The organism is Kitasatospora setae KM-6054 (assembly GCF_000269985.1).
Classification (GTDB): Bacteria; Actinomycetota; Actinomycetes; order Streptomycetales; family Streptomycetaceae; genus Kitasatospora; species Kitasatospora setae.
On sequence record NC_016109.1, the window covers coordinates 6,775,575 to 6,800,720 of the forward strand.

General features: G+C 75.1%; 4 protein-coding genes. All 4 read left to right on the forward strand.

The window, feature by feature from the left end; genetic code table 11:
• The first annotated feature begins 2 nt into the window (after window positions 1-2).
• The gene (locus tag KSE_RS29905; RefSeq protein ID WP_014139109.1) at window positions 3-16,481 is read left to right on the forward strand and encodes a WXG100-like domain-containing protein; all 16,479 of its coding nucleotides are present in this window, start codon (window positions 3-5) and stop codon (window positions 16,479-16,481) included.
• Between the two features lie 139 nt (window positions 16,482-16,620).
• Window positions 16,621-19,683: an AfsR/SARP family transcriptional regulator gene (locus KSE_RS29910; protein WP_014139110.1), complete on the forward strand. Its 3,063-nt coding sequence runs from the start codon at window positions 16,621-16,623 to the stop codon at window positions 19,681-19,683.
• Window positions 19,684-20,457: 774 nt separating this feature from the next.
• Entirely contained in the window at window positions 20,458-20,844 is a 387-nt protein-coding gene (paaI, locus tag KSE_RS29915; protein ID WP_033257567.1) for a hydroxyphenylacetyl-CoA thioesterase PaaI, read from the forward strand.
• A gap of 165 nt (window positions 20,845-21,009) precedes the next feature.
• Entirely contained in the window at window positions 21,010-25,140 is a 4,131-nt protein-coding gene (locus tag KSE_RS29920; protein ID WP_081539684.1) for a molybdopterin-dependent oxidoreductase, read from the forward strand.
• Window positions 25,141-25,146 lie beyond the last annotated feature (6 nt).

A 25,146-nucleotide genomic window follows, 5' to 3' on the forward strand; every position in this document is an offset into this window, starting at 1 on the left:
CCATGGCCGTCGAACTCCCGGAACCGCTCCAGTGGGTCCTGCTGCTGCTCGCCGGAACCCGTTGGCCCGAAGCCGACGAGGACCAGCTCCGCGACATGGCGGACCACTGCCGCAAGGCCGCCGAAAGCCTCAAGGACGCCGCACAGAGCGCCGATTCGACGATCAAGCGCGCCCTCGACGGCCAACGCGGCGTCGCCGCAGAGGCATTGGGCACCTACTGGGAGAAGTACTCGGTCGGCAAGGGCACCGAACAGGACCCCGGCTACCTGCCCGGCGCGATCAACTCGCTCAACGGCATGGGCGACATGCTGGAACAGGTCGCCAACTCCGCGGAGACCGCGAAGATCCAGATCATCGCGCAACTCGGCATCCTCGCCTTCGAATTGGCCACGGCCGAAGCCGAAGCCCCGTTCACCGCGGGCGCCTCGCTGCTCCAGGTCCCGGCGATGATCGCGGCCAGCCGGGTCGTCGTCTCGCAACTGCTCAAGCAACTCCTCAAGGAAATGCTGGAGATGGCGGCCAAGCAGGCCGCCCAGATGGCCGCGATCAACTTCCTCGCCCAGGGCATCGAACTGGCCGAAGGACACCGCAAGAGCATCGACATGAAGGAAGTCGGCCAGAACGCCCTCGGCGGCGCGGTCGGCGGTGCCTCGGCCCACCTGATCGGCAAGGGCCTCGGCGCGGCCGGCAAGAAGATCGGCGCCGAGAACGCGCTCAACACCACCGCCGGCAAGATGGCCACCGGCGCGGCCGTCGGCGTCGGCGCGGACGTCTCCACCCAGCTCATCACCACCGGCAAGGTCGACGGCGAATCCCTCCTCGGCTCCGGCCTCTCCGGCGGCGCGGGCGCCGGCCTCCACGCGGGCGCCTCCGCCCTCAAGAGCCACCCCGACGCCCCCACCCCCGCCCAGGCCCCCAAACTCGACCTCCCCGCCGCCACCGGCGGCCACGAGACACCGCCCACCTTCAGCAAGCCCGCCACCTCCTCCGGCGACAGCACGTACCACGGACCCTCCGGGACGTCCGGGACGTCCGGTGGTGGTGGGACGTCCGGCGGCGGCGGGGCGGCAGAGCACGGCGGTGCGAGCGGTACGGGAACGGGCGCGGGCGAGTCGAAGGTCAGCGGCCTGGCGCCGTTCGGCTCCGGACGCGGAGCCGGTGGCGATGGCGGCGGCGTCGGCTCCGGCGTCGGCACGCACCAGGCCGCGGCGTCGACGTCCCACGAACAAGCGGGCACGCGGACCCAGGAGAACCCCGCACCCCGCACCGAGACCCCGGCGGCAACGCCCCGCACCGAGCCCGCGACGGCGACCGCCGCGCCGGTTTCGCACGAGTCGGCCGCCCCGCGCGCGGAGCAGGTTGCCGCGCAGTCGCACGAGACCGCTGCGCCTCGGCAGGAGGCGGCGGCGCCGACCCCGGAGCGGACCGTCGCGCAGTCGCACGAGACTGCTGCGCCTCGGCAGGAGGCGGTCGCACCGGCCCCGGAGCGGGCTGCCGCGTCGGTTGCGCACGAGTCGGGCGCTCCGCGTGCGGAGCAGGTTGCCGCGCAGTCGCACGAGACCGCTGCGCCTCGGCAGGAGGCGGCGGCGCCGGTCGCACACGAGTCGGGCGCCCCGCGTACGGAGCGGGTTGCCGCGCAGTCGCACGAGACTGCCGCGCCTCGGCAGGAGGCGGTCGCACCGGCCCCGGAGCGGGCTGCCGCGTCGGTTGCGCACGAGTCGGGCGCTCCGCGTGCGGAGCAGGTTGCCGCGCAGTCGCACGAGACCGCTGCGCCTCGGCAGGAGGCGGCGGCGCCGGTCGCACACGAGTCGGGCGCCCCGCGTACGGAGCGGGTTGCCGCGCAGTCGCACGAGACTGCCGCGCCTCGGCAGGAGACGGTCCCACCGGCCCCGGAGCGGGCTGCCGCGTCGGTTGCGCACGAGTCGGGCGCTCCGCGTGCGGAGCAGGTTGCCGCGCAGTCGCACGAGACCGCTGCGCCTCGGCAGGAGGCGGCGGCGCCGGTCGCACACGAGTCGGGCGCCCCGCGTACGGAGCAGGTTGCCGCGCAGTCGCACGAGTCGGTGCCCCCGCGTACGGAGTCCTCGGCTGCCGCCGCGCCGACCCACGAGAGTGCCGCGCCCCGCCACGAGTCGGCCGCTGCCTCACACGAGTCGGCCACCGTCTCGCACGAGTCGGCCGCCCCGCGTTCGGAGGCGGCGGCTGCTGGTGTCGGGGAGCGGGCCGGTGCGCCCGGTGCGTCCGGTGCGTCCGGGGTGCCTAACCTCTCAGGGGCGCTCGGGGCGGCGGGGCGGTTGGTCGGGGCCGGTGGGGAGACCCATGCGGACGGCGGGACGCGGATCGCGGCCGGGCCGGGGACGGTCCGGAGCACGGGGGCGGAGGCGGTGCCCGGGCAGTCGGTGCCGGACGGTCTCGCCGAGGCGGGGGCGTCCGCGAACGGTGCCGCCGCCGCGCAGAACCCGGCGGTGGCGGGCGGGTTCACGCCCGGGCCGGTCGGTGGTGGCGCGGGCGGGGCAGCCGGGAACGGCGGTTCCGCGCGTCGGGTGCCGTCGTCGCAGTCGCCGGGCGCCCCGTCGAGTGCCTCGTCGTTCGGTGTCCCCCGGCAGGGCGGCGAGCAGTCGGCGGGCGGGACGATCCGTCCGGGGGCTGGGCGGTCGGGCGGGAGCGAACTCCCGCCGACCGCACCGCCGGTGGTGGGCACGCACCAGGCGGAGAGTGACGGCGCGGCCCGCGACGGTCTGGCGGAGCGTCGGCGGCAGGAGCGGGAGGCGGAGCTCAGGGCGCTGGGGGAGCGGCCTTCGGTGCGTGAGGCGGTCGGGCAACTCGGCGGCGAGAAGCGGGCGTTGGCGACTCCGCCGGCGGACGCGGACCGGCTGCGCCGGGAGCTGCCGGGCATGTCGCCGCGGGAGCGGGCCCAGGAGATCGCCAACCTGAAGCCGGAGAACCGGCGTTGGCTCGCCCGTGACCCGCAGACCGTCGACGCGCTGAGGGCCGGGTTGCCGCCGCGCGAGTTCGCGCGGACGGCGGCCGAGCTGATCGTGCACGTCGACCCGAGGGCGGAGCGGGCCGCGTCGGCGCGGCTGGAGGCGCAGCAGCAGGTGGCCCGGATGCTCCAGGACCCGGACACCACCGCCAGGTTGATGAAGAACGGCGCGGACGTGGTGATCGTGCCGAAGGACGTCCGGATGACCGACGTCCCGGACCTGCACGGCCTGCGCGGGGCGCACAACAGCAGCGAGGCGGGCGGCGGTCGCGGCTACGACGACATGCGCGGCTCCGGCGGCCGGCACTCGGCGGTCACCGAGGAGAACCTGCTCGGCGAGGACACCTCGGTCGGGGCCGGCGGCCACTACCAGGACGGATACTCCACCACCACCCACGAGTTCACCCACACCCTGCACGAGTACGGCCTGCAGCCGCACGAGCAGGAGCGGATCCACGACGTCTTCACCCGCAAGGGCACCGACCCGCACGCGCAGTGGCCGGACGGCCCGCCGACCGGCGCCAACGGCGAGAAGAACTACTCGTCCCGCGACGAGCAGGAGTACTTCGCCCAGCTCACCAACGCCTACCTGGGCACCAACCACGGCACCGACCCGTTCACCGGCGAGCCGCGGAACAACGGGGCGGACTGGGTCCGCCGCAACGACCCCGAACTGCTGCCGCTGCTGGAGAAGTTGTACGGCCCGGACCCGTCGGCGCAGCAGGGCCAGGCCAACCCGGTGCGCGCCACCGCCGCCGAGAACGACATGTACGCGGGCCTGCGCGAGTTCACCGACCACGTCGAGGGCGGCGACGCCCCCCGCGAGCAGCCCGGACAGCAGCCGCACGGGTCCCCGGCGGCCGAACAGCCGCAGCCCGGCGGCCCGCGCGGCGGTGAGCCTCGCAGTGGTGAGCCTCGCGGCGGTGAACTGCCTTCGCCGCCCCCGCCGCAGAGCAGCAGCAACAGCAGTGGCAGTGGCAGTGGCAGTGGCGCAGCCAACCACCAGGCCGGCAGCGGCAGTTCGGCGCAGCAGAAGCCGGACGCTGACTACGAGCACAAGATCGACGGCGCGAAGACCTTCGACGCCATCGAGAACTTCCTCGGCGGTTCCCAGGAATTCCGGGACCTCCGCAAGGAGTTGGGCTACTACGACCGGGCCGACCTGGAGAACGCCGACACGGCCGCGATGCTCGGGCTCTACCGCAGCGAGAAGTTCCAGCACGTCGACGTGCTCGCCCGCCGGATGGACGGGATGACCGAGACGCTGGCGAAGCTGGACGAGCGGACCCGGGCGGTGGACCACGAGCTGGCCACCGGCCGCCCGGGCCCCGAGCGGATCGCCGAACTCGAAGCTCGGCGCGCCGAGTTGGCTGAGGTCCGGGAGCGCGTGCAGGAGCAGCGCGACCGGGTGGCGATCTTCGAGTACGCGCGGACGAAGCCCACGCTGACCGGCCAGGAGTTCCACGACCGCACCAGGGAGCGGAACGAGGCGGTGCTCCGGGTGATGCCGAAGAGCATCGAGCGGATCAAGGAGCAGGAGGCCCGCGTCGATCAGCTGGTCGCGGACGCGAAGAAGCGCCTGCAGGCCAAGCAGGGCAGCGCCGGCATCCACGAGGAGCGGATCAAGGAGCTGGAGCGGCAGCAGAAGAAGCTGAAGGCGGACCGCGACCAGCGCGAGAAGCAGGTCGACCAGGCCAAGGCCGAGCTGGCCAATCCGCCGAAGGCACCCACGCAGGCGGCCGCCGGCAAGGCGGGCAAGGGGAAGGGCCCGCAGGCGGCCGTCCCGGAGGAGAAGGTCGGCGTCCCGGTGCCGGGCCGGAACGGCAAGGACTGGAGCTGGCAGCACTTCGAGGCCGGCTACCACGACGCGTTCGCCTACTCGGACCACGGGGTGATGGCCCAACAGCCGCACGCCGAGCGGGTCGTGAGCCGGATGGAGCGCTCCAAGGTCAAGCTGGCGGAGCCGAAGATCAACCGCGACCACGTGATCGCCGACTACATGGTGCACAAGTACGTCACTGCGGCGGTCTTCAAGGCCCGCTCGCTCGACCTCGAACAACACCCGCTGGCCGCCGAGGCGTTCGGCGACTTCGTCGGCGCGATGTCCCCGGACCCGCACCGGGTGTACGACAAGTACGGCGCGGAGGCGCAGGCCCGGCTGGGCGCGAACGGGCAGGAGGAGGCGGTCCTGGTCCGCCGGGACCTGGCCGCCGACCGGCACACCGTCGACCTGGAGAGCGTGTACGGCAACGAGCGGCTGCCCGGCGCCTTCGACACCGCCGGCATCCGCGACCGCGGTTCCGCCGATGCCGCGCGTGCCGGCCTGGAGCGTAAACTCGGCCGCAACGGACTCGACTTGGCGGTCCGCGAGCAGTTGGAGGAGCTGGCCGGGAAGGTCGGCGCAGTCCACCCCGACACCCCGACCGACCGGCAGCTCGCCGACGTCCACGACGCGGTCGCCCGGGTGCACGAGCAGGTCAGGCGGCAGGCCGTCGAGGACCTCGCGCTGATCAACGGCGTCGTCGGCCCGCGCCTGCTGGACGACACCGCCGCCGCCCTGCACACCGCCGCCGCCGAGGGCGGCCCGCAGACCCCGGACGGCCGCAAGCGGCTGGCCGGACGGCTCGACGACCTGGCGAAGCGCTACGAGGACGTCAAGCAGGACGCCGGCCCGCTGCGCGCCCTCGCCGGCGACCTGCGCGACCACCCGGACCTGGTCACCGGCGACCGCCTCGGCCGCCTCGCCGACGAACTCCCCGGCGACCGCGACCGGTTGCGGCAGGGCGAGATCGACCGCCGACTGGCCGAGCTGGCCCCGCCGAGCACCGCCGGGGCCCGGGACGCGGAGCACGCCAAGAAGGACGTCGCGAAGGCCAAGCAGGAGCTGACCCGGTACGAGGCCAAGCGGGACACCACGGAGAAGGCCTTCGACAAGGCCGAGCAGGAGCTCACCAAGGCCACCGCCGCCAAGACCGCCGCCGACGCCGCCGCGGCCGCCGCCCCCGGCGACAAGGCCAAGGCCGACCTGGCCACCGACGCCCGGAAGGCCGAGACCAAGGCCGCCCAGGTGCTCAAGGCGGCCCACCAGGCCCGCGAGGACGCCCGGACCGCAGCCGAGTTCGGCCGCCGGGCGCTGGAGACCGCGACCACCACGCAGGACCGGGTGAAGGAGGTGACGGCCCGGGAACAGGCCACGCTCGGCGCCAAGGACGCCGCCCGGGTCGCCTGGGCGGTGGCCGACACCGAGACGGTCGGCCGCCAGCACGGCGGCGCGTTCGCCCGGGACGGGGCCGGCCACAACGACCCGGTCAGCATCTTCGAACGGTCGCTGACCGCCACGCCGGACGAACTCCCGCCGCTGATCGCCGAGATGACCGCCGCGCTGTCCAACAGCTCGTCCAACCTGCGGTTCGGCGACGAGTTCGTCAACAAGTGGATCCAGAACTTCATCGACCCGCACGTCCTGCGCGACCCGGAACTGCTGACCGCCGTCGCCCACGACCAGCTCCCGCCCGAGGTGCTGTACACGCCGCACACCGCCGACCTGCTCGACGCCGTGCGCCGACTGGAGCAGAACGGCCTGGTGCCGCCCGAACTGCGCGACCTGATGGCCCCGAAGACCCAGGGCGACCTGGAAGCGGTGGTCAACAGGCCCGGAGCCGACGCCAGCGCCAGCGCCCACACCATCGCCGACGAACTCGGCACCTCGCAGCCCGGCACCCACCGCCTGCCGGTCTCCTCCTCCGGCGACCTCGCGGCCCGCGCCTCCGCCACCCCGCTGACCGACCAGCGGCTCGCCGAACTCGGCACCGAGGGCCTCTACCAGCCCGACCGGCCCGCGCCCGACCGCGACGCGGACGCGGACGTGCTGATGACCGATGCCACCCCGCACGACGCCACCCCGCACGACGCCACCCCGCACGACGCCACCCCGCACGACGCCACCCCGCACGACGCCACCCCGCACGACGGCAGCACGCCGCCGGTCGCGCATCCCCCGACCGGGGACGGCGACGTGCAGATGCACGACGCCACGGGCTCGGGCACGGGCACGGGGGCAGGGGCCGGGGCGGGCGGTGCCGGTCGGAAGCGGCCCCGGGCGGAGGAGTCCCAGGACGAGGACAGCGCCGAGCCCGCTCCCGTCCGCGCCGTCCGGCGCAAGCTGGCCGGGGTCGGCCTCAACGACCCGGCCACCCCGCCGCCCCCGCCCCCGATGCCGTCCACCGGCAGCACCGGGCACGGCACCGGCACCGGCAGTCGTGGCTTCGGCAGCGTGACGCCGCCTCCTCCGCCGCCCCCGCCGTCCAGCACGGTGCACGACGGCACGCCCGGCACGTCCAGTGCGTCCGGCGCGCCCGGTACGAGCCACGAGCAGCCGCCGCACGACGTCCAACAGCCCTCCGCCGAGGCGCTGTTGCCGCCCGCCGGCTCGGTGGAGCGCTGGCTGGTGCAGGACCCGGCCGAGCTGCTGTCGCATGCGCCGGTCACGGTGAACTACGCCGACGGCGCGATGCAGCGCATGCCCGGGTTGGACCAGCACCAGGCGAACGCGTTCGTCGCCGCGGTGGAGCGCGCGGACCGGCACTGGTTCACCCTCGTCCCGGACCGGCAGCACGTCGGCGCGGGCCGCAACGGCTTCGTGCTGACCCCGGCGTGGGAGAAGTACGCCGAGCACGACCCGTCCTTCCCGCGTCCGCCCGCCGGCACCCCGCTGCCCGCGCCGCAGCCCGACCACCACTACGTCACCGGCTCGTACGTCCCCTACAAGACCGGACGGCCGGACCCGGCGGTGCCGGACGCGATCGGGAAGACCGTGGTGCCGCTGCACCCCGACCCGGCGCGGCCGGGCGACAGCCTGGTGCTGACCGGCGGCATGAACGGCTGCGCGTTCGCCATCACCGACGTGACGGCGCACGACTTCACGGTCTGGCACGTCCAGTCGTACTCGGCGTCCTCGAACCTCGGCCTGGCCGCAGACTTCCGGGCCGGCAAGCCGGTCACCGACTGGTTCGGCGTCGAGGAGTACCGGACGCCCGGGCAGGACCGGCCGTTCGAGGTCACCAACATGCTCAAGTACGACGGGACCGGCTGGGAGGTGATCAGCCACGAGGTCGTCGACCACGACGGCGAGCACCGGATCGGCCGGCAGAACCGGCGTCCGCTGAACTTCGACCCGCCCACCGAGGCGGACCGGGTCCGGATGACCGTCGGCACCTACGAGGCCACCGCCCGCGAGCAGTTGGAGAAGTTCGACCGGTCCGCCGAACTGGTGCTGCGCGAACTGGACCGCAACAGCCCCGCCTACGGCCTGCTGAACGGGCAACTCGGCCAGATGCGCGGCCACTTGACCGACCAGCTGAACACCGTGATCGACCTCCAGCAGCCCGGCCGCACCCTCCAGGACGTCCGCGACACCGCCGACCGGCTGGCCGGCGACGCCGACCGGCACGCCGTCGAGGCCGGCGACGGCAGGCTGCTGGTCGAGAGCTCGCTGCGGATGCTGCTGAACGAACCCGCCGGATTCGGCGCCGGCGCCGAACCGCACTCCCGCCAGGACAAGGTCGACAGCCTGCTCCGGATGCTCGAACCGGACGGCGGCGGCCACTGGATCCGGCAGATGGCCCGCGACGGCGAGCTCCAGCAGCACGCCCAGGCCCAGCAGCACGCCAACGCCCAACAGGCCGCCACCGCAACCGGATTCGGCTCGGCCGCCCCCCTCTCCGGCCACCGGGAGAACCCGCCGGTCGACAGTCGCGGCCCCGAGCCGATGGACCTCGACACCCCGCCGGCCGAGCCCGCCACCCGCGGCTCCGTGGACCGGGACGGCGACACCGCGATGCGGGACGCCGACGCCGACGCCGGCTCCGGCTCCGGCAGCTCCGGTGGTGGCGGCGGCCGCAAGCGCGCTCGCGAGGAGGACGAGGAGACCCCCGACGGCCCGGACGCGGACGCCAAGCGGCAGCGTACCCCCGCGTACGAGAACAGCTCCGCCGTCATGCACGACCGCGGCTACCAGCAGGTCGGCCCGCAGCACGAGTTGACCGGCAAGCTGGTCGACTACCTCGGCGGGGCACCCAGGTTGCACCCGCCGATGAGCAACTCGCTCCTGCAGAAGGTCAACCCGCACCAGCAGCCGGTGAACGCCGGAGCGGACTTCCGGCCCGGCAGCGACCTGAACGCCTGCTTGGAGAACGTCGAGGCCTACCGGGACACCCACTTCGGGCGCCCCCGGGTCTCCGGGCAGACCCTGCACGGCACCGTCGAGCCGATCCCCGGCAACACGCTCTGGAAGCGCCACGACGGTCCGGCACTGTTCGGCCAAGGGCCAGACGCCGTACAGAAGTTGATGGACCAGGTCCGGGCCGGCGGCCCCGGCAGCTTCGCCACCGTGCTCGGCACCGGACAGCAGGGCGACGGCCACGCCGTCGCGCTGGTCCACGACCGGGACGGCACGCTGCGCTGGGCCGACCTGACCGACCGCCGGGTCACCCCGGCCGACGGCTCGATGCCGCAACACTTCGGCCGGGACTGGACGGTGTGGGCCTCCGTCGCCGACCCGCACGAGACCACCATCTCGGGCCCGCACGACCCGGGGTTCATGGAGCGCTACAGCACCTTCGGCGACACCGCCCGCACCGCCGAACCGATGGACCTCGACGGCTTCGGCACCCCGCACCCCACCGGCCACGACACCACCCCGGTGGCGGTGGCCGCCTCTGCGACGGTGGCCGCCCCGGCCCACGGGACGCCGCCCGGGCAGGAGCTCCCGTCCGAGAGCCGGCCGGTCCGCCCGGTGGACGGCGAGGGCGCGGGCCGGGGCACCGGCCTGGGCGGGGGGAGCCGTCCCCGGGCGTCCTCGGCCCCGCCCGAGCTGGGCACCCACGCCGGGCCGGTCCGGGAACAGCGCCCGCCGTCCCCCGAACCGAAGCACACCGCCGAGCCGCCCGCCGCGGTCAAGGACGAAGAGCCGCCCGCCGCACCGGAGTTCCCGCCCGCCGGGCCGCTGGTGAAGGTGCCCGCCGACGGCCTCTGCCTGCTCCACTCGCTCACCGTCGGCCTGCCGGGGCTCACCGGCGCGGGGACGGGGGCCGGCGCGGCGCGGCAGCTGCGCACCGCCGTCGAGGGGCACTTCGGCGCGCTGCCGCTCGAGCACTGGCCGACCGAGGTGGTCTCGCACTACCGCAACGGGATCGTCGCCGAGGGGGCCGCGAGCCGAGAGCAGCTGCTCGACTACCTCCCCGACCACGCCCGGCAGAACTACCAGGGCCTGCCGCTGGGGGAGTTGCGGGAGATCGTCGGCGCCCACCTCACCGAGAACACCCCGCCGCCGTTCCCGCACGAGCGGCAGGCCCTGCTGGAGACCGTCCGCGGCTGGGAGTCCCGCTGGCGCACCGACGAGGGCGAGATGCTGCCCGCCGCGGCCGCCCACGCGCTGGACCTGCGGCTGCGCGTCCTCGACCACGACGGCACCCCGCTGGCCGTCTTCGGTCCGGAGGGTGGGCGGCAGGTCACGGTCTACCGCCAGGGCGACCACTACGACGGCAGCGCCCCCGCGCCCTCCCACCAGGAGCCGCAGCCGCATCCGGAGACCTCTCCGGAGGCGCCCGCCGCTCCGGTGCAGGAGCACCCGGCCGCGCCGGAGCAGGAGCACGCCCCGGCGCCGGAGAAGCAGCCGTCCCCGCCGCCCGCCGCGGGCGGTACGCCGGTGGCCGGCGGGTCGCGGCCGATCGCGGGGACCGACCTGGTGGTCGGTCTGACCGGGAACGAGACGGCGGTCCGGGAGCAGGTGATCGCCGCGATCACCCGGGCGGTGCCGGGGGACCGCGCGGCGGCGCGGGCGTTCGCGGACGCGCACTTCGGCCCCGCGACGCTGCGTCCGGTGCTCGGGGCGCTGTCCCGGGGCGAGACGTGGACGGCGCCGTTCGAGGGGCCGGGCTGGAGCGGCAACGTGACGCTGCGCGGCCGGGTCACCGGGGCGACGCACCTGCGGACCGAGAAGATCGAGTTCGAGAACGGCGCCGACCGCACGGTGGCGACCGGCGGCAGCCGCGACGCGCAGTGGCAGTACAACGTCGGCCTACAGGCCCGGCAGTCCGCCGGGATCACCCAACCCGCCGAACTGGTCGGGTACTTCCATGACCGCGGCCACGGCCAGGTCAGCATGGACCTCGGCGGCATGGTCGCCCGCTCGAAGACCTCCGAGCCGGCCGACGTCTACGACACCACGATGCGGCTGGAGTTGGACTTCGGCGACCTGCGGCACGAGGACGTCCCGGTGCGCACCGCGTCCGGCGGCCGGACCGAGACGGTGGACCTCGGGCTGACGGTGGCGGTGCCCGTCCGCCCGGAGACCGGGCCGAGCAGTGAGCAACGGGTGCCCCCGCAGCGGCTGTTGGACGGCCGGGTCGGCGGACAGGAGATCGTGCTCGACCTGGCACCGCGCGGTGGCGACGGGGCGGCGGGCCGGCGGCCGGTGGAGGCGCTGCTCGACCGGGTCGAGCAGGCGGGCCGGGCCGAGTTCGGCAAGGACTGGCCCGCGATGCGCGAACAGGTCCTCGCCGAGGTCGACTTCGCACGCCTCCAGCGCGACCTGAAGAGCATGACGGCCGGCGAACCGGTCACCGTCACGCTCACCGACCGGCGCGGCCGGAGCCTCGGCACGGTCGAGATCGGCGCACGGGTCGGAGATTTGCGGCAGGTCGGCACGACGAAGGAGACCGAGTTCACCATCGGCACCACCGTCCAGCAGGTCCGCAGCACCGCGAACACCCGTGGCAACGCGGGGCAGTTCGGTCTGGCCAACGTGCTCAGGCCGGGCTCGGCGCTGGCCGGCGTCGGCGGCGCCGGGCGGCTCGGCCGGGACCGGGTGGAGATCACCGGCGACAACCGGGTCTCCCAGCTGACCAGCAAGTCGAAGGTGCCCGGTGTGCTCTACGACGGGCCCGTCCACTACGAGTTGACCTTCAACGGAAAGGGCGAGGCGCACCCGGCGGGCACGGCGGACGTCCGCCTGCTGGTCGACCGAGCCGACACGACCGCCGAGCAGAAGCCCCCCGTGCCGCCCAAGGACGGCGAACCGGCCACGGATCCGGTCGCCGGGCAGGCCCCGCCGCCCGTACCGCCGAAGGACGCCACGCCGGAAGGCACGCCGGACGGCGAGCCCGCGCTGCACGAGGTCACCGCCCCGCCGGACTCGGTCTGGCGCGGCGGGGACGACCGGGGCGGGCTCGGCGAGACCGTCGTCGTCCGGGACGTGGAGTCCACGACCGCGCTGCGCGGTGCGGTGGACCGGCAGGGCCGGGAGCGCTTCGGCAAGGACTGGGACGCCGTCCGCGACCAGGTCCTCCAGGGGTTCAGCCAGCCGAACCTGGCCGCCCGGCTGACCGGGATGACCCGGGGCGAACCGCTGGTGGTGAAGGTCCCGGGCAAGGAGGACCTGGTGGTCACCGCCACCGCCCGGGTCCGGGAGATGACCTACCGGCGGGAGGACGGCAAGGCCGAGCTCAACACGGTCAACGAGACCGGTGCGTTCAGCGTCGAACGGCAGCTGCTGGCCCGTACCGCGGCCGCCAACGGCCGACTGGGCGGCAGCCCCGTCAAGGGCACGCCCGGCGTCGACCTGGTCGCCACCGGCTCCGGCCAGCGCCGCGACCGCGCGGGCGCCCAGGGCCGGCAGGCCGACCGGGTGTACGCCAACGGCAAGTACGCCGCCGCGCAGGTGATCTACGGCGCGGAGCTGGTCGTCGACGTGCACCTCGGCCGCCCCGGCGAGACGCCGCCCGGCGGCCGCTCCGAGGTCTCGGCGCCGGTCCGCGTCGAGGTGGGCCTGGACGCCCGGGACACAGTCAAGGCGCAGGCGGCGCGCACCGAGGACGGCATGGTCTCCTTCCGGCCGCCGAAGAGCGCCGCCGTGGACGGGAGTTCACCGAAGGCGACCGGACCGGCAGGGGCCGCCGGGTCGGCCGGGTCCGCCGGGACGCACACCGCCCCGCCGCGGATCCGTGAGCGCGGCGAGCTGAACGCCTCGTACGTCGTGCACAGCCTGAGCGGGGCGGACCGGGTGCGCTCGACGGTGGAGGACGCCCTGCGCGCCAAGTACGGCGAGCCGTCCGAGGAGGTGCGGCAGCAGCTCGCGGCGAGCCTCGACCGGGTCGCGTTGAAGACCCAGCTGTCCCGGCTGACCCGGGGCGAGCGGCTCACCGAGACGGTCTCCGGTACCACTTGGAAGGCCGAGATCACCGTCACCGCCCGTACCGGGGAGTCGAGTTACCACTCCTCGGCGGCCAAGTACGAGTTCGAGTCCGGTACTCGGACCTCCAGCGGCCAGGGCAACCTGCGCGACCGCCGCGACCGGCTGGACGGCGGCGGGCAGTTCGGCGTGCGGACCCCGGTGCTTAACGTCGCCGGCGGCTACACCCACCGCATCGACCGCACGTACGGCCGGGGCACCGAGACCGTCGGCTCGACGTCCAACCGGGGCAAGCACGTCGAACCGGCCGTGTTCTTCGACGTGGACGCCGCGTACCAGGTCAAGGTCGAGTTCAAGCGGCTCGGCGTCGCCGACGGCTCGGTCTCGCACCGGGTCGACACGGTGGCCCGGGTGGCCGCGCCGGAACGCGACGCCGTCCCGGTCGGCGGGCCGGTCCAGCGGACGACCGGCAGACAGCCCAAGGGATTCGTCGAGGGCCGACGGCTGGACTCCTCGGCGATCGTCACCGACGTGCACGCGCTGCCCGGCGCGAAGGGCGCCCCGAACGGCGTCGCCCCGAAGGGTGCCCCGAACGGCGCCCCCGGGAGGACGCTGGGCGAGTCGATCCGGAGCCAGCTGGAGTCCGGCTGGAAACCCGGTCGGGGCGCCGGGAGGCCCTCCGGCGAGGGCGCGTCGGCGAGCAACCCGTTCGGCTCCGACTGGGCGGGCATCAGCCGCAAGCTCGACCGGGAACTCACCCCCGACCGGTTGCAGTCCCGGCTGAAGGGCATGACCGCCGGGGACGAGATCGTGGTGCGGCACGGTCGGACCACCGTCCGGGTCGGCGCCGTGCTGCGCGACCGGATGGAGCACCTGGGCGACACCGGCACCACCGAGTTCAACGCGGGCACCGACGTGCAGCGCACCTTCGCGCACACCGGCGGCACCGGGACGGGCCACAACGGCCTGCTCGGCGTCACCGGCGCCGCCCCCGTGCCGGGCGCGCCCGCCGTCTCGGTGACGGCCGGGCTGACCGGTACCGGCGGCCGCGGCCACGACCACGCGGACGTGCGCACCGGCTCGGCCTCGGCAGGCATGGCCACCAAGGCCAAACTGCCCGGCAGCGCCTACCGGGGCGAGGCGGAGCTCCAGTTCACCATCACCCGCCGGCCGTGGGTGGGCCCCTCCGTCCAGCAGCGGCGCACCGCGGTGGTCGGCTTCGAGACCATCGTGGAGACCGGCGAGACCGTGCCGGTCCGCCAATCCGGTTCCGGCCGGGGGGAGCCCGACGGCACCGTCCCGGTGCAGGCCCCCGAGGCGGTCGGCGTCCCCGTCCCGCCCGAACGGGTCTGGGACGGCGGGCTGCGCGACACCGACGTGCTGCGCTGGCTCGGCGACGTCGGCGGCGTCCAGGACCTGGTGCGGCTGCGCGGCGAGGAGTACTTCGGCCGGTCGGCGTGGAAGGACCTGGCGCCGGTGGTCGGCACCGTCACCACGCACAGCCACGTCTCCGCGCTGTTCGGCACCGCCAGCCAGGGCGCCGAGATCGCGGCCAGCATCCCGACCGGGCGGCTGTCGCTCGGCGGGGGCAAGGGCGTGCAGGTCGGCGTCAAGGTCGTCGCGCTCGAACACGGCGACACCGACCGGGCGGTGGAACTCAGCCCCGCCAACGCGACCGCCGCCGGCACCGTCCGCTCCGACCTGGCGACCGGACACGCGGGCGCCCAGGGCCAGTTGGGCGCCAAGATCACCGGCGACGTCACCCACAACCCCGCCCTCACCGCCGGAGCCCAGCGGCTGTGGCGCGAGGGCGGCAGCCGCGCCGACTCCGGACAGACCGTCTCCAACGGCAAGTTCGCCGCCCCGACGGCCCGCTACACCGGCCACGCCGAGGTCGAGGTGACGTTCTTCGACGGCGACCGCCGACCCGTCACCGAGAAGGGCCTCGTCCCCTTCACCGTCGACCTCCCGCTCGCCGAGACCACCACGTCCGACGTCCCCGGCGACCACTACCTCGCCTTCACCCCCGACCACCGCTCCGGCGCACTCCGCTTCGGCACCGACGCCCGCCTCCTCGACGAGGTGCACGGCGTGCTGAACGGCGGCCCGGGCGGCGGCCCGGACGGGACCCCGGGCGGCGGCCCGGACGGGGCCCCGAACGGCGGTGGACGTCCGTACGACCACGCCGCGAGCACGCCCGCCGCCCGCGACCGGCTGACCGGCACCGTGCGGCTCGGACAGGCCGTCTACGGGCGGGAGTTCACGGCGGACACCGCCGCCGGCCGGTCCCGGATCGAGACCACCCACCGGCTGGTCGAACTCTCCGGCGGCAGCTCGGACAGCGCGGCCCGCCTGCTCGGCGGACTCCTCGGCACCCCCGACGGCGCCCCGCTCCCCGCCGCCGAGGTCCGCAAGGCCCTCGACCACCTGCAAGGGCGCGGCCCCGCCGGGACGTTCACCCTCGACGACCTGATCGACGGCGCCCGGGACGGCTGGCCCACCCGACCGCCGTACGACGTCCACCGCACAGCCTGGACCGACCACGGCCCCGCCAGCGAACTGCTCACCGCCGCGATGGCCACCGCCGCCGACGCGACCCTCCCGCTCCTCCCCACCGGCACCCCGGCCGGCGGCCGCCTGCACCTCACCGTCACCGGCGAGGGCGCCGACCTGCCGCTGCACCGGGAGTTCACCCTCGACGGCAGCGACCCGGCCGAACAGATCCGCGCCCTGGAAGGCTCCACCTACCTCAAGCCGGGCAACACCCCCCGCGAGGTGACCGTCCGCCTGGCCTCGGCCGGGGCACCGGTCGGGGGGTCGGTCGGGGGGTCGGTTGGGGGATCAGCCGGGGCGTCAACCGGGACGCAGGGCGGCGGGCCGGACTGGGACTACCGGGTCACCGCCCGGGCCGACCGCAGCCGCGAGCTGGTGCTGCGCCATCGGCGGGCGGACGAGGCGGCGGCGGTGGAGCGGTCGGTGGTGGGGGGCGGGAGCCAGCCGGTCGGTGGCGCGTCGATGGGTGACACGTCAATCAGTGTCGAGTCGAATGGTGACGTGTCATTTAATGACGCGGCACCTAATGACGTGACATCTAATGACGCGGCAACTGGTGTCACGACAACCAATGACGTGACATCTAGTGTCGCGGCAACCAATGACGTGACATCTGGTGTCACGACAACTGGTGACGCGTCAATCGATGTCGCGACAACAAGTGACACATCACGGAACGCCGCCACCGTCACGGCCCGCATCACCGCACTGGACGCGTTCGTCGCAAGCCTGGGGGCACCCCCCGAGGCATCAGTCTGACCGGCAGGGGACATCCGGGGCGCGCGGCCGCCGAGCCCGACAGCGGGCTCGGCGGCCGCACCGGCCGACCCGGTGGCATGCACCGGATAACGACCGGATAACCTCCGTGACCGGACAAGCACCAAGATAGGGGTACACGGTGAAATTCCGGCTGCTCGGGGCGGTGACGGCGGACGGCGCCGACGGCGAGCTCCAGCTCGGACCGGAGAAGCGACGCAGCCTGCTGGCCCTGCTCCTGCTGCGCCGCAACCGCGCCGTCTCCGTCGCCCAGCTCACCGAGGCGCTGTGGGTGGACGAACCGCCCGCCAACGCCCGCACCGTCGTGCAGAGCCACGTCTCCCGGCTGCGGGCGCTGCTGGCCGAGGCACGGGCCGACCGGTACGGGGTCCAGCTGGCCACGGCCGGTGACGCCTACACGCTGCACCTGCCCGAGGGCCTGCTCGACGTCGAGCAGTTCGACGCGCTGGTGGCCGCCGCCCGGGGCGAGCAGCGGTCCACCGAGGTGGTCGGCGCCCTGGAGCACGCCCTCGGCCTGTGGCGCGGTCCCGCCCTCACCGGCACGGTCTCCAGCGCCCCGCTGGAAGCCTGGCGGCAGACCCTGGAGGAGAACCGGCTCGCCGCCGTCGAGGCCCTCGCCGACCACCTCCAGCGGCTCGGCGAGCCCGCCCGGGCCGCCGAGCTGCTGCGCGCCGAGACGGTCGCCCACCCGCTGCGCGAATCCCTGGTCTCGGCGCTGATGCTCGCCCTGTTCCGGGCCGGTCGGCAGTGCGACGCCATCGACTGGTACCACCGCACCCGGGAGTCCCTCGCCGACCGCCTCGGCGTCGACCCCGGCCGGGCCCTGAACGCCGCGTACGAGCGCATCCTGCGCGGAGAAGGCGCCGAGGGGGGCCCGGCGGCGGGCCCGGAGGCGGCGGGCGGGCCGCCGCTGTCCGCGCCCGCGCCCGGGTTCACGCCCGCGGCCGGTGCGGCCGGCGCCGCCACGGCCGACGCCACTGTCGACGCCGGTGCCGGTGCCGGTGCCGGTGCCGCGTACGGGGCGAAGCCGAGCATTCCCGCGCAGCGCACCTCCTTCCGGAGCGGCGCCGCCATGGGCACCGCCGGGACCGCGTTCCAGCCGCAGTACCGTCCGGAGCCCCAGGCGGCGCCCCGTCCGCAGGCCGCGTCGGAGCCCCCGCCCGCCGGCCTCCCGTCCGTGATACAGCCGTCCGTGATGCAGCCGTCCGTGGTGCAGCCGTCCGCCGCCGACGCGCCGGTCGGGGGTGAAGTGCCGTCAGTCGTCGACCTGTTGCCCCGGGCACCGCGCGGCTTCTACGGCCGGGTGGCCGAACTCGCCGCGCTCGGGGACGCGTTGCGTACGGGGCCGGACGGGGCGATCGCGCTGGTGACCGGTCCGGCGGGGGTCGGGAAGACCGCGCTCGCGCTGCGCTGGGCGCACCTGAACGGCGAGCGTTTCCCGGACGGGGTGCTGTTCGCCGACCTGGGCGGGTTCAGTGACCGGCCGGATCGCGAAGTCGGCGACGTGCTGGCGGAGTTCCTGGTCGCGCTGGGTACCGCGCACGAGGAACTGCCGCCGACCCTGGCGGGCCGGGCCGCGCTCTACCGGCGGGTCAGCACCGGCCGTCGGCTGCTGGTGGTGATCGACAACGCCCGGGAGTCCGAGCAGGTCCGCCCGCTGCTGCCGGCCGGTGCCGACTCGGCCGCGCTGGTCACCAGCCGGCACCGGATGCTGGCCCTGGTCGCCTCCGAACTCGCCCGCCCCGTACCGCTCACGGTGCTGCGCCCGGAGGAGTCGGCCGCGCTGCTGGCCCGGGTGCTCGGGCCGGGCCGGATCGCCGCCGAGCCGACGGCGTCCCGCGAACTCGCCGACCTGTGCGACGGGTTGCCGCTCGCGCTGCGGGTCGCCGCCGCCAAGGCCGCCGCCGACCCGCGCCGCGGCCTGGCCGTCGTGGTCGATCAACTGCGGCACGAGCAGCGCCGGTTGAGCCACCTCGCGGCCGAGGAGATCAGCGTCACCAGTGCCCTGCGGATCTCCCACGAGCAGCTGCCGCCCACCGCCGCCCGGCTGTTCCGGGCGCTCGGCCTGCACCCGGGCCCGATGGTCGACCCGTACACCGCCGCTGCCCTCGCCGACCTCGAACACCACACCGCCGCCGAGGCGTTGGAGCAGCTCGCGGCCACCCACCTGGTCACCGAGACCGGCTTCGAGCAGTACACCCTGCACGACCTGGTGTGGCTGTACGCCCGCCAACTCGCCGCCGAGACCGGCCGGTCCGAGCAGCGCACCGCCCGGGCCCGGCTCGCCGACCAGTACCTGTACGCGGGCCTGGCCGCCGCGCAGTGCGCCGAACCCGGCAGCAAGCCCTGCTGCGAGCCGCCCGCCGGCAGCCACCGTCCGCGCGCCGTACCCGAGTTCACCGACGTCGAGGACGCCCTGCAGTGGATCGGCGCGCACCGCGAGACGCTCGCCGAGGTGATCGCCACCACGAGCCCGGAGCGGGCCTGGCGGCTGGTGCTCACCCAGTGGCCGCTGATCCTGCGCCGGGTGCGCGACGGCTGGGTGCCGCAGCTCCAACTCGCCCTGGAGGCCGCGATGGAGACCGGCCACACGGACGGCGAGAGCCAGGTCCGGGCCCTGCTCGGCTGGGTGCTGGTCTCCAACCGCCGCCTGCACGAGGCCGCGATCTGCCTCACCCCAGCCGCCGAGCTCGCCGCCCGGGCCGGAAACCAGGTCGGCCGGGCGATCGCGCTGATCAACCTGGCCGCCGTGCACTCCGAACTCGCCGACCACGGCGCGGCCGGTGCGGGCCTGGCCCAGGCGCTGGAGATCGCGATGGCCGCCGACCACCCGCACACCGTCGCCCTCGCGCTCCAGCACCTCGCCCGCCACCACCTGGACGCCGGCCGCCCCCGCCCCGCCCTCGACCACGCCCTGCACGGCATCGCGCTGGCCACCGAGGAGGGCCCCGGCCCGCGCCGCGTCCTGCTGCACACCACCGCGGGCGAGGCCCTCTCCGCGCTCGGCCGCCACCCCGAGGCCCGCGCCCGGCTCGGCGCGGCCCTCGGCGAAGCCGAGCAGATCGGCCACGACGAGGCCACCGCCGAGGTGCTGCGCGCCCTGGCCCGCGCCGAGGAGGCCGCCGGCCTCGCCGCCCCCGCCGCCGCGTACCGCCGCCGGGCCGACCTGCTGTCGCCGATCTGAGCCGAGCCGGTCCCGAGCCGAGCCGGTCCTGGGCCGAGCCGGTCCTGGGCCCCGTCCCCGTTGCCTGCACCTGCCCCTGCACCTGCCCCTGCACCTGCCCCTGCACCTGCCCCTGCACCTGCACCTGCACCTGCACCTGCCCCTGCCCCTGCCCCGGTGCCGGGCCTCCGGGCAGGTGGCCCGCCCGATCGGGCAGCGGGTCCGTACCGGCGCCGCGCGATCGGGCAGCGGGTCGCGCGGGTGGCGGCCCGGCAGGGTGCTGACCTGCGGCGATGCCGGGCGGCTGCGTGCCGGGGGCCGTTGCGCACCGTGACGGTGGGACGTTAACCAGGCGCAGCCGAAAGGCAAACCCGGTCCGGGAGACTGGTGGCACGGCAGTGCGCCCCGCCCGGCCGGTCCCAGCGCGCCGTCCCCCCGTGCGGCGGGGACCGGCCGGGCGGGCGTACGGCCCCGGTGGTGGGGGCGGCGTGACGGCGGGTGGGACTGCCGGGACGTCCGCCGACGGCCGGGCGGAGCCGTTTCCGCCGTCGGCCGACCCGGGGTCGTGACGCCCGGCCGCCGGGTCCGGTGTGGGGCCGGACCCGGCGGTGCCCCGAACCGAAGGGGCGCCGCGATCGCGCGCGGTGCGTGCGCGTCCGGGCAGTCGGGGGCCCGGTTGGAGCGGACCTGTACGGAAGTTCATTGACAGCTCGTCAACACGGTCGGTCTAATGCTGCTTCCGCTGAACGCACAGCTCACCCGGGGGAAGCAGTGGGGCAGTCCAGGATCGATGCGATGTTCGAGCGCGACCGTGCCGCAGGTGGTGCGGGAATCGTGCTGGAGGAGGTGTCCGGCGGCCGTGCCGTCGCGCGGATGAAGGTCACCGAGGAGATGGCCAACGCGCACGGGATCGGGCACGGCGGCTACGTCTTCCTGCTCGCCGACACCGCGTTCGCGTACGCCTGCAACAGCTACGGCCCGGTCGCGCTCGCGCAGGGCGCGCAGGTCACCTTCCTGGCGCCCGCGCAGCTCGGCGACACCCTGGTCGCGGAGGCGGTCGAGCGGACCCTGGCGGGTCGGCAGGGCGTCTACGACGTCACGGTGCGGACGGAGGCGGGGGCGGTGGTCGCCGAGTTCCGGGGGCAGAGCGTGCTGGTTGCCGGGGTGCCGCACAGCAGCTGAGCGGGCCCGTACGGTCCGGCGGCGGCCCCGCGACGGCGACGGCCCCGCGACGGCCGCGAGGCCGGGTCGGGCGGTCCGCATCGAGCGGCGGGCCCTCACCGGACGGCGGGTCCCGCTGTGCGGGCGGCGTAACCGCCGACCGTCCGCCCCGGAGACAGTCGTGAAATGCGCTCTTCCTACAGTCGCCACAGGCAGGCACAGGTCGAACGGAAGGGCCCTCCCGTGGCCGGACGAGTGGCGCAGGACGCAGCGGGACCGCAGCGGCCGGGGACCGAACAGGTCAGGTCGGTCTGCTCCTACTGCGGGGTGGGCTGCGGCCTGCTCCTGGAGGTCGGCACCGGCCCGGACGGCCGCCGCGCCGTGCGGAGGGTCTCCGGCGACCCGGAGCACCCGGCCAACCGCGGCCGGCTCTGCACCAAGGGCGCGACCACCGCGGACATGCTGGCCGCGCCCGGACGCCTCGGCACCGCCCTGGTGCGCACCGTCCGGGGCGAGGACGCGGTGCCCGTGCCGGTCGCCGAGGCGATCGCCGCCACCGGCCGCCGGCTGCGCGCGATCGTGGACGAGCACGGGCCGGACGCGTTCGCGCTGTACGTGTCGGGGCAGCTGAGCCTGGAGGCCCAGTACCTGGCGAACAAGCTCGCCAAGGGGTACGTCCGCACCAACCGGATCGAGTCCAACTCCCGCCTGTGCATGGCCAGCGCCGGGACGGGCTACAAGCTGTCGCTCGGCGCGGACGGCCCGCCCGGCTCCTACCGGGACCTCGACCTGGCCGACGTGTTCCTGGTGATCGGCTCCAACGCCGCCGACTGCCACCCGATCCTGTTCCTGCGGATGATGGACCGGGTCAAGGCCGGTGCCAAGCTGATCGTGGTCGACCCCCGGCGCACCGCGACCGCCGCCAAGGCCGACCTGTTCCTGCAGCTCAGGCCCGGTACCGACCTGGCCCTGCTGAACGGCCTGCTGCACCTGCTGCACGCGAACGGGCACACCGACCCGGCGTTCATCGAGCGGCACACCGAGGGCTGGGACGCGATGCCCGGGTTCCTCGCCGACTACCCGCCGCAGCGGGTCGCCGAACTCACCGGCCTGGCCGAGGCGGACATCCGCCGGGCCGCCGAACTGATCGGTGAGGCGGGGGAGTTCACCAGCCTGTGGACGATGGGCCTGAACCAGTCCACGCACGGCACCTGGAACACCAACGCGCTGGTCAACCTGCACCTCGCCACCGGCACCATCTGCCGCCCCGGCAGCGGGCCCTTCTCGCTGACCGGCCAGCCCAACGCGATGGGCGGCCGCGAGATGGGCTACATGGGCCCCGGACTGCCCGGCCAGCGCACCGTACTCTCCGCCGCCGACCGGGAGTTCACCGAGCGGCTGTGGAACCTGCCGGCCGGCACACTGCGCGCCGACGGCGTCGGCAAGGGCACCGTGGAGATGTTCCGGAAGATGGCCGACGGCGAGATCAGGGCCTGCTGGATCATCTGCACCAACCCGGTCGCCTCGGTCGGCAACCGGCGGACCGTCATCGAGGGCCTGGAGAAGGCCGAACTCGTGATCACCCAGGACGTGTTCACCGACACCGAGACCAACGCGTACGCCGACGTGGTGCTGCCCGCCGCGCTGTGGACCGAGACCGAGGGCGTGCTGATCAACAGCGAGCGCAACCTCACCCTGGCCCGCCCGGCCGCCGACGCCCCCGGCGAGGCGCTGCCCGACTGGCGGATCATCGCCGAAGTCGCCCGCGCCATGGGCTACTCGGAGGGCTTCGAGTACACCGACGCCGAGCAGGTCTTCGAAGAGCTCAAGCGGGCCCACAACCCCGCCACCGGCTGGGACCTGCGCGGCGCGAGCTATCCGCGGCTGCGCGACACCCCCGTGCAGTGGCCCGCCGCCGACCCGGACGGACCCGACCGCAACCCGATCCGCTACCTGCTCCCCGACGGCACCCCGCGCTTCCCCACCCCCAGCGGCCGGGCCGCCTTCCACCCCCGCCCGCACCTCGACCCGGACGAACTCCCGGACGACGACTACCCGTTCGTCCTGAACACCGGCCGGCTGCCGCACCAGTGGCACACCCTCACCAAGACCGGCAAGGTCGCCAAGCTCGGCAAGCTCGACCCGTCACCGTTCGTCGAACTCCACCCCGAGGGCGCCGCCGCGCTCGGCCTCGGCGACGGCGACGCCGTCGAGGTCTCCTCCCGGCGCGGCCGGGCCGTGCTGCCCGCCAAGGTCACCGACCGGGTGCAGCGCGGGAGTTGCTTCGCGCCGTTCCACTGGAGTGACCTGTTCGGCGCGTACCTGTCGGTCAACGCGGTCACCTCCGACGCCGTCGACCCGCTCTCCTTCCAGCCCGAACTCAAGTACTGCGCGGTCGCGTTGGCCAAAGCCCCGACCCCGGCCGCGCCGGCCCCCTTCGGCTTCGCCGCCGGAGCCACCGCCACCGCGAACGCCACCGCCGAAGCCGCCGCGCTGTTCGGCCTGGACGCCGCACCGCCGCCGGTCCTCACCGAGGGCGAACGCCGCTACCTGGCCGGGTTCCTGGCCGCGATCCCGACCGGCCGGCCCGGTGTGCCGGTGCTGCCCGCCGAGGCCCCGTTCGACCCCGGGCGCGCCCAGTGGGTCAACGGTGCCCTGGCCGGGCTGTACTCACGCACCCCCGAACCCGAGCCGTCCGGTGCGCCTGTGACGGAACGTCAGCTCATCGTCCTCTGGGCCTCGCAGACCGGGACCGCCGAGGAGTACGCCGGCACCGCCGTCGCCCGGCTCGCCGCCGGCGGCCGCCGCGCCGCGCTGCACGCGATGGCCGACACCGACCCGGCCGCCCTCCCCGGCGACGCCGACCTGCTGCTCATCACCTCCACCTACGGCGACGGCGACGCCCCCGACAACGGCGCCGGCTTCTGGGACGCCCTCACCGCCGCCGGGCCGGGCCGGCTCGACGGCCGCCGCTACGCCGTCCTCGCCTTCGGCGACTCCAACTACCAGGACTTCTGCGGCCACGGCCGCCGCCTGGACACCCGCCTCGCCGAACTCGGCGCCCACCGCCTCGCCCCCCGCGCCGACTGCGAACCCCACGACGAGAGCACCGCCGACCGCTGGCTCGACAGCGTGCTCACCGCCCTCGCCCGGGACACCGCGCCGCCGCCCCGGCCGCCCGCCCCCGCCCCGGCCCGCCGCGCCGCCGCCCCCGCCCGGCTGGTCGGCAACCGGCTGCTCTCCGGCCCCGGTTCGGGCAAGGAGGTGCGCCGCTTCACCTTCGACACCGGCGACCTCGGCCACCCGCTCGACTACGCGGCCGGCGACGCGCTCGCCGTCCACCCCGTCAACTCGCGCCTCCTGGTGGACGAATGGCTCTCGGTCACCGGCCTGAGCGGCGACCACGCCGTCACCCTCCCCGGCCACGGCGACCTGCCGCTGCGCGAGGCCCTCGCCCGGCACCTCGACATCACCAGGGTCGGCCCCAAGCTGCTCCGCTTCACCGCCGAACGCACCCGCGACGCCCGCGAGTTGCGCGCCCTGCTGCGCGCCGACAACACCGACGCGCTGGCCCGCTGGACCTGGGGGCGGCAAGCCGTCGACGTGGCGGCCGAGTTCGCCGTCCGGGCCGGCGCCCAGGACTGGGTCGAGGTGTTCGGCAGGCTCCAGCCCCGCCAGTACTCGATCTGCTCCAGCCCGCTCACCGACCCCCGCCAGGTCTCGCTCACCGTCTCGGTGGTGCGCTGGGACAGCCTCAAGGGCCAACCCCGCGGCGGCGTCTGCTCCACCCACCTCGCCGACGCCGAACCCGGCGCCGCCGTCCCCGTCCAGCTCCGGCACGCCCCGCACTTCCGCCCGCCCGCCGACCCCGCCACCCGCATGATCATGGTCGGCCCGGGCACCGGCGTCGCCCCCTTCCTCGGCTTCCTGGACGACCGCCGCGCCCGCGGCCACACCGCCGCCAACTGGCTGTTCTTCGGCGAACAGCACCGGGCCACCGACTTCTACTACCGCGAGGAACTCGCCGCCCACCTCGCCGACGGCACCCTCACCCGCCTCGACACCGCCTTCTCCCGCGACCAGCGCGCCAAGGTCTACGTCCAGGACCGGATGCGCGAACACGGCCACCACCTCTGGTCCTGGCTCCAGGACGGCGCCCACTTCTACGTCTGCGGCGACGCCTCCCGGATGGCCAAGGACGTCGACCGGGCCCTGCGCGACATCGCCGCCACCCACGGCAACCTCACCCCGGAGGACGCCACCGCCTACGTCAAGTCCCTCGCCGCCGAGCAGCGCTACGTCCGCGACGTGTACTGAGCCCGG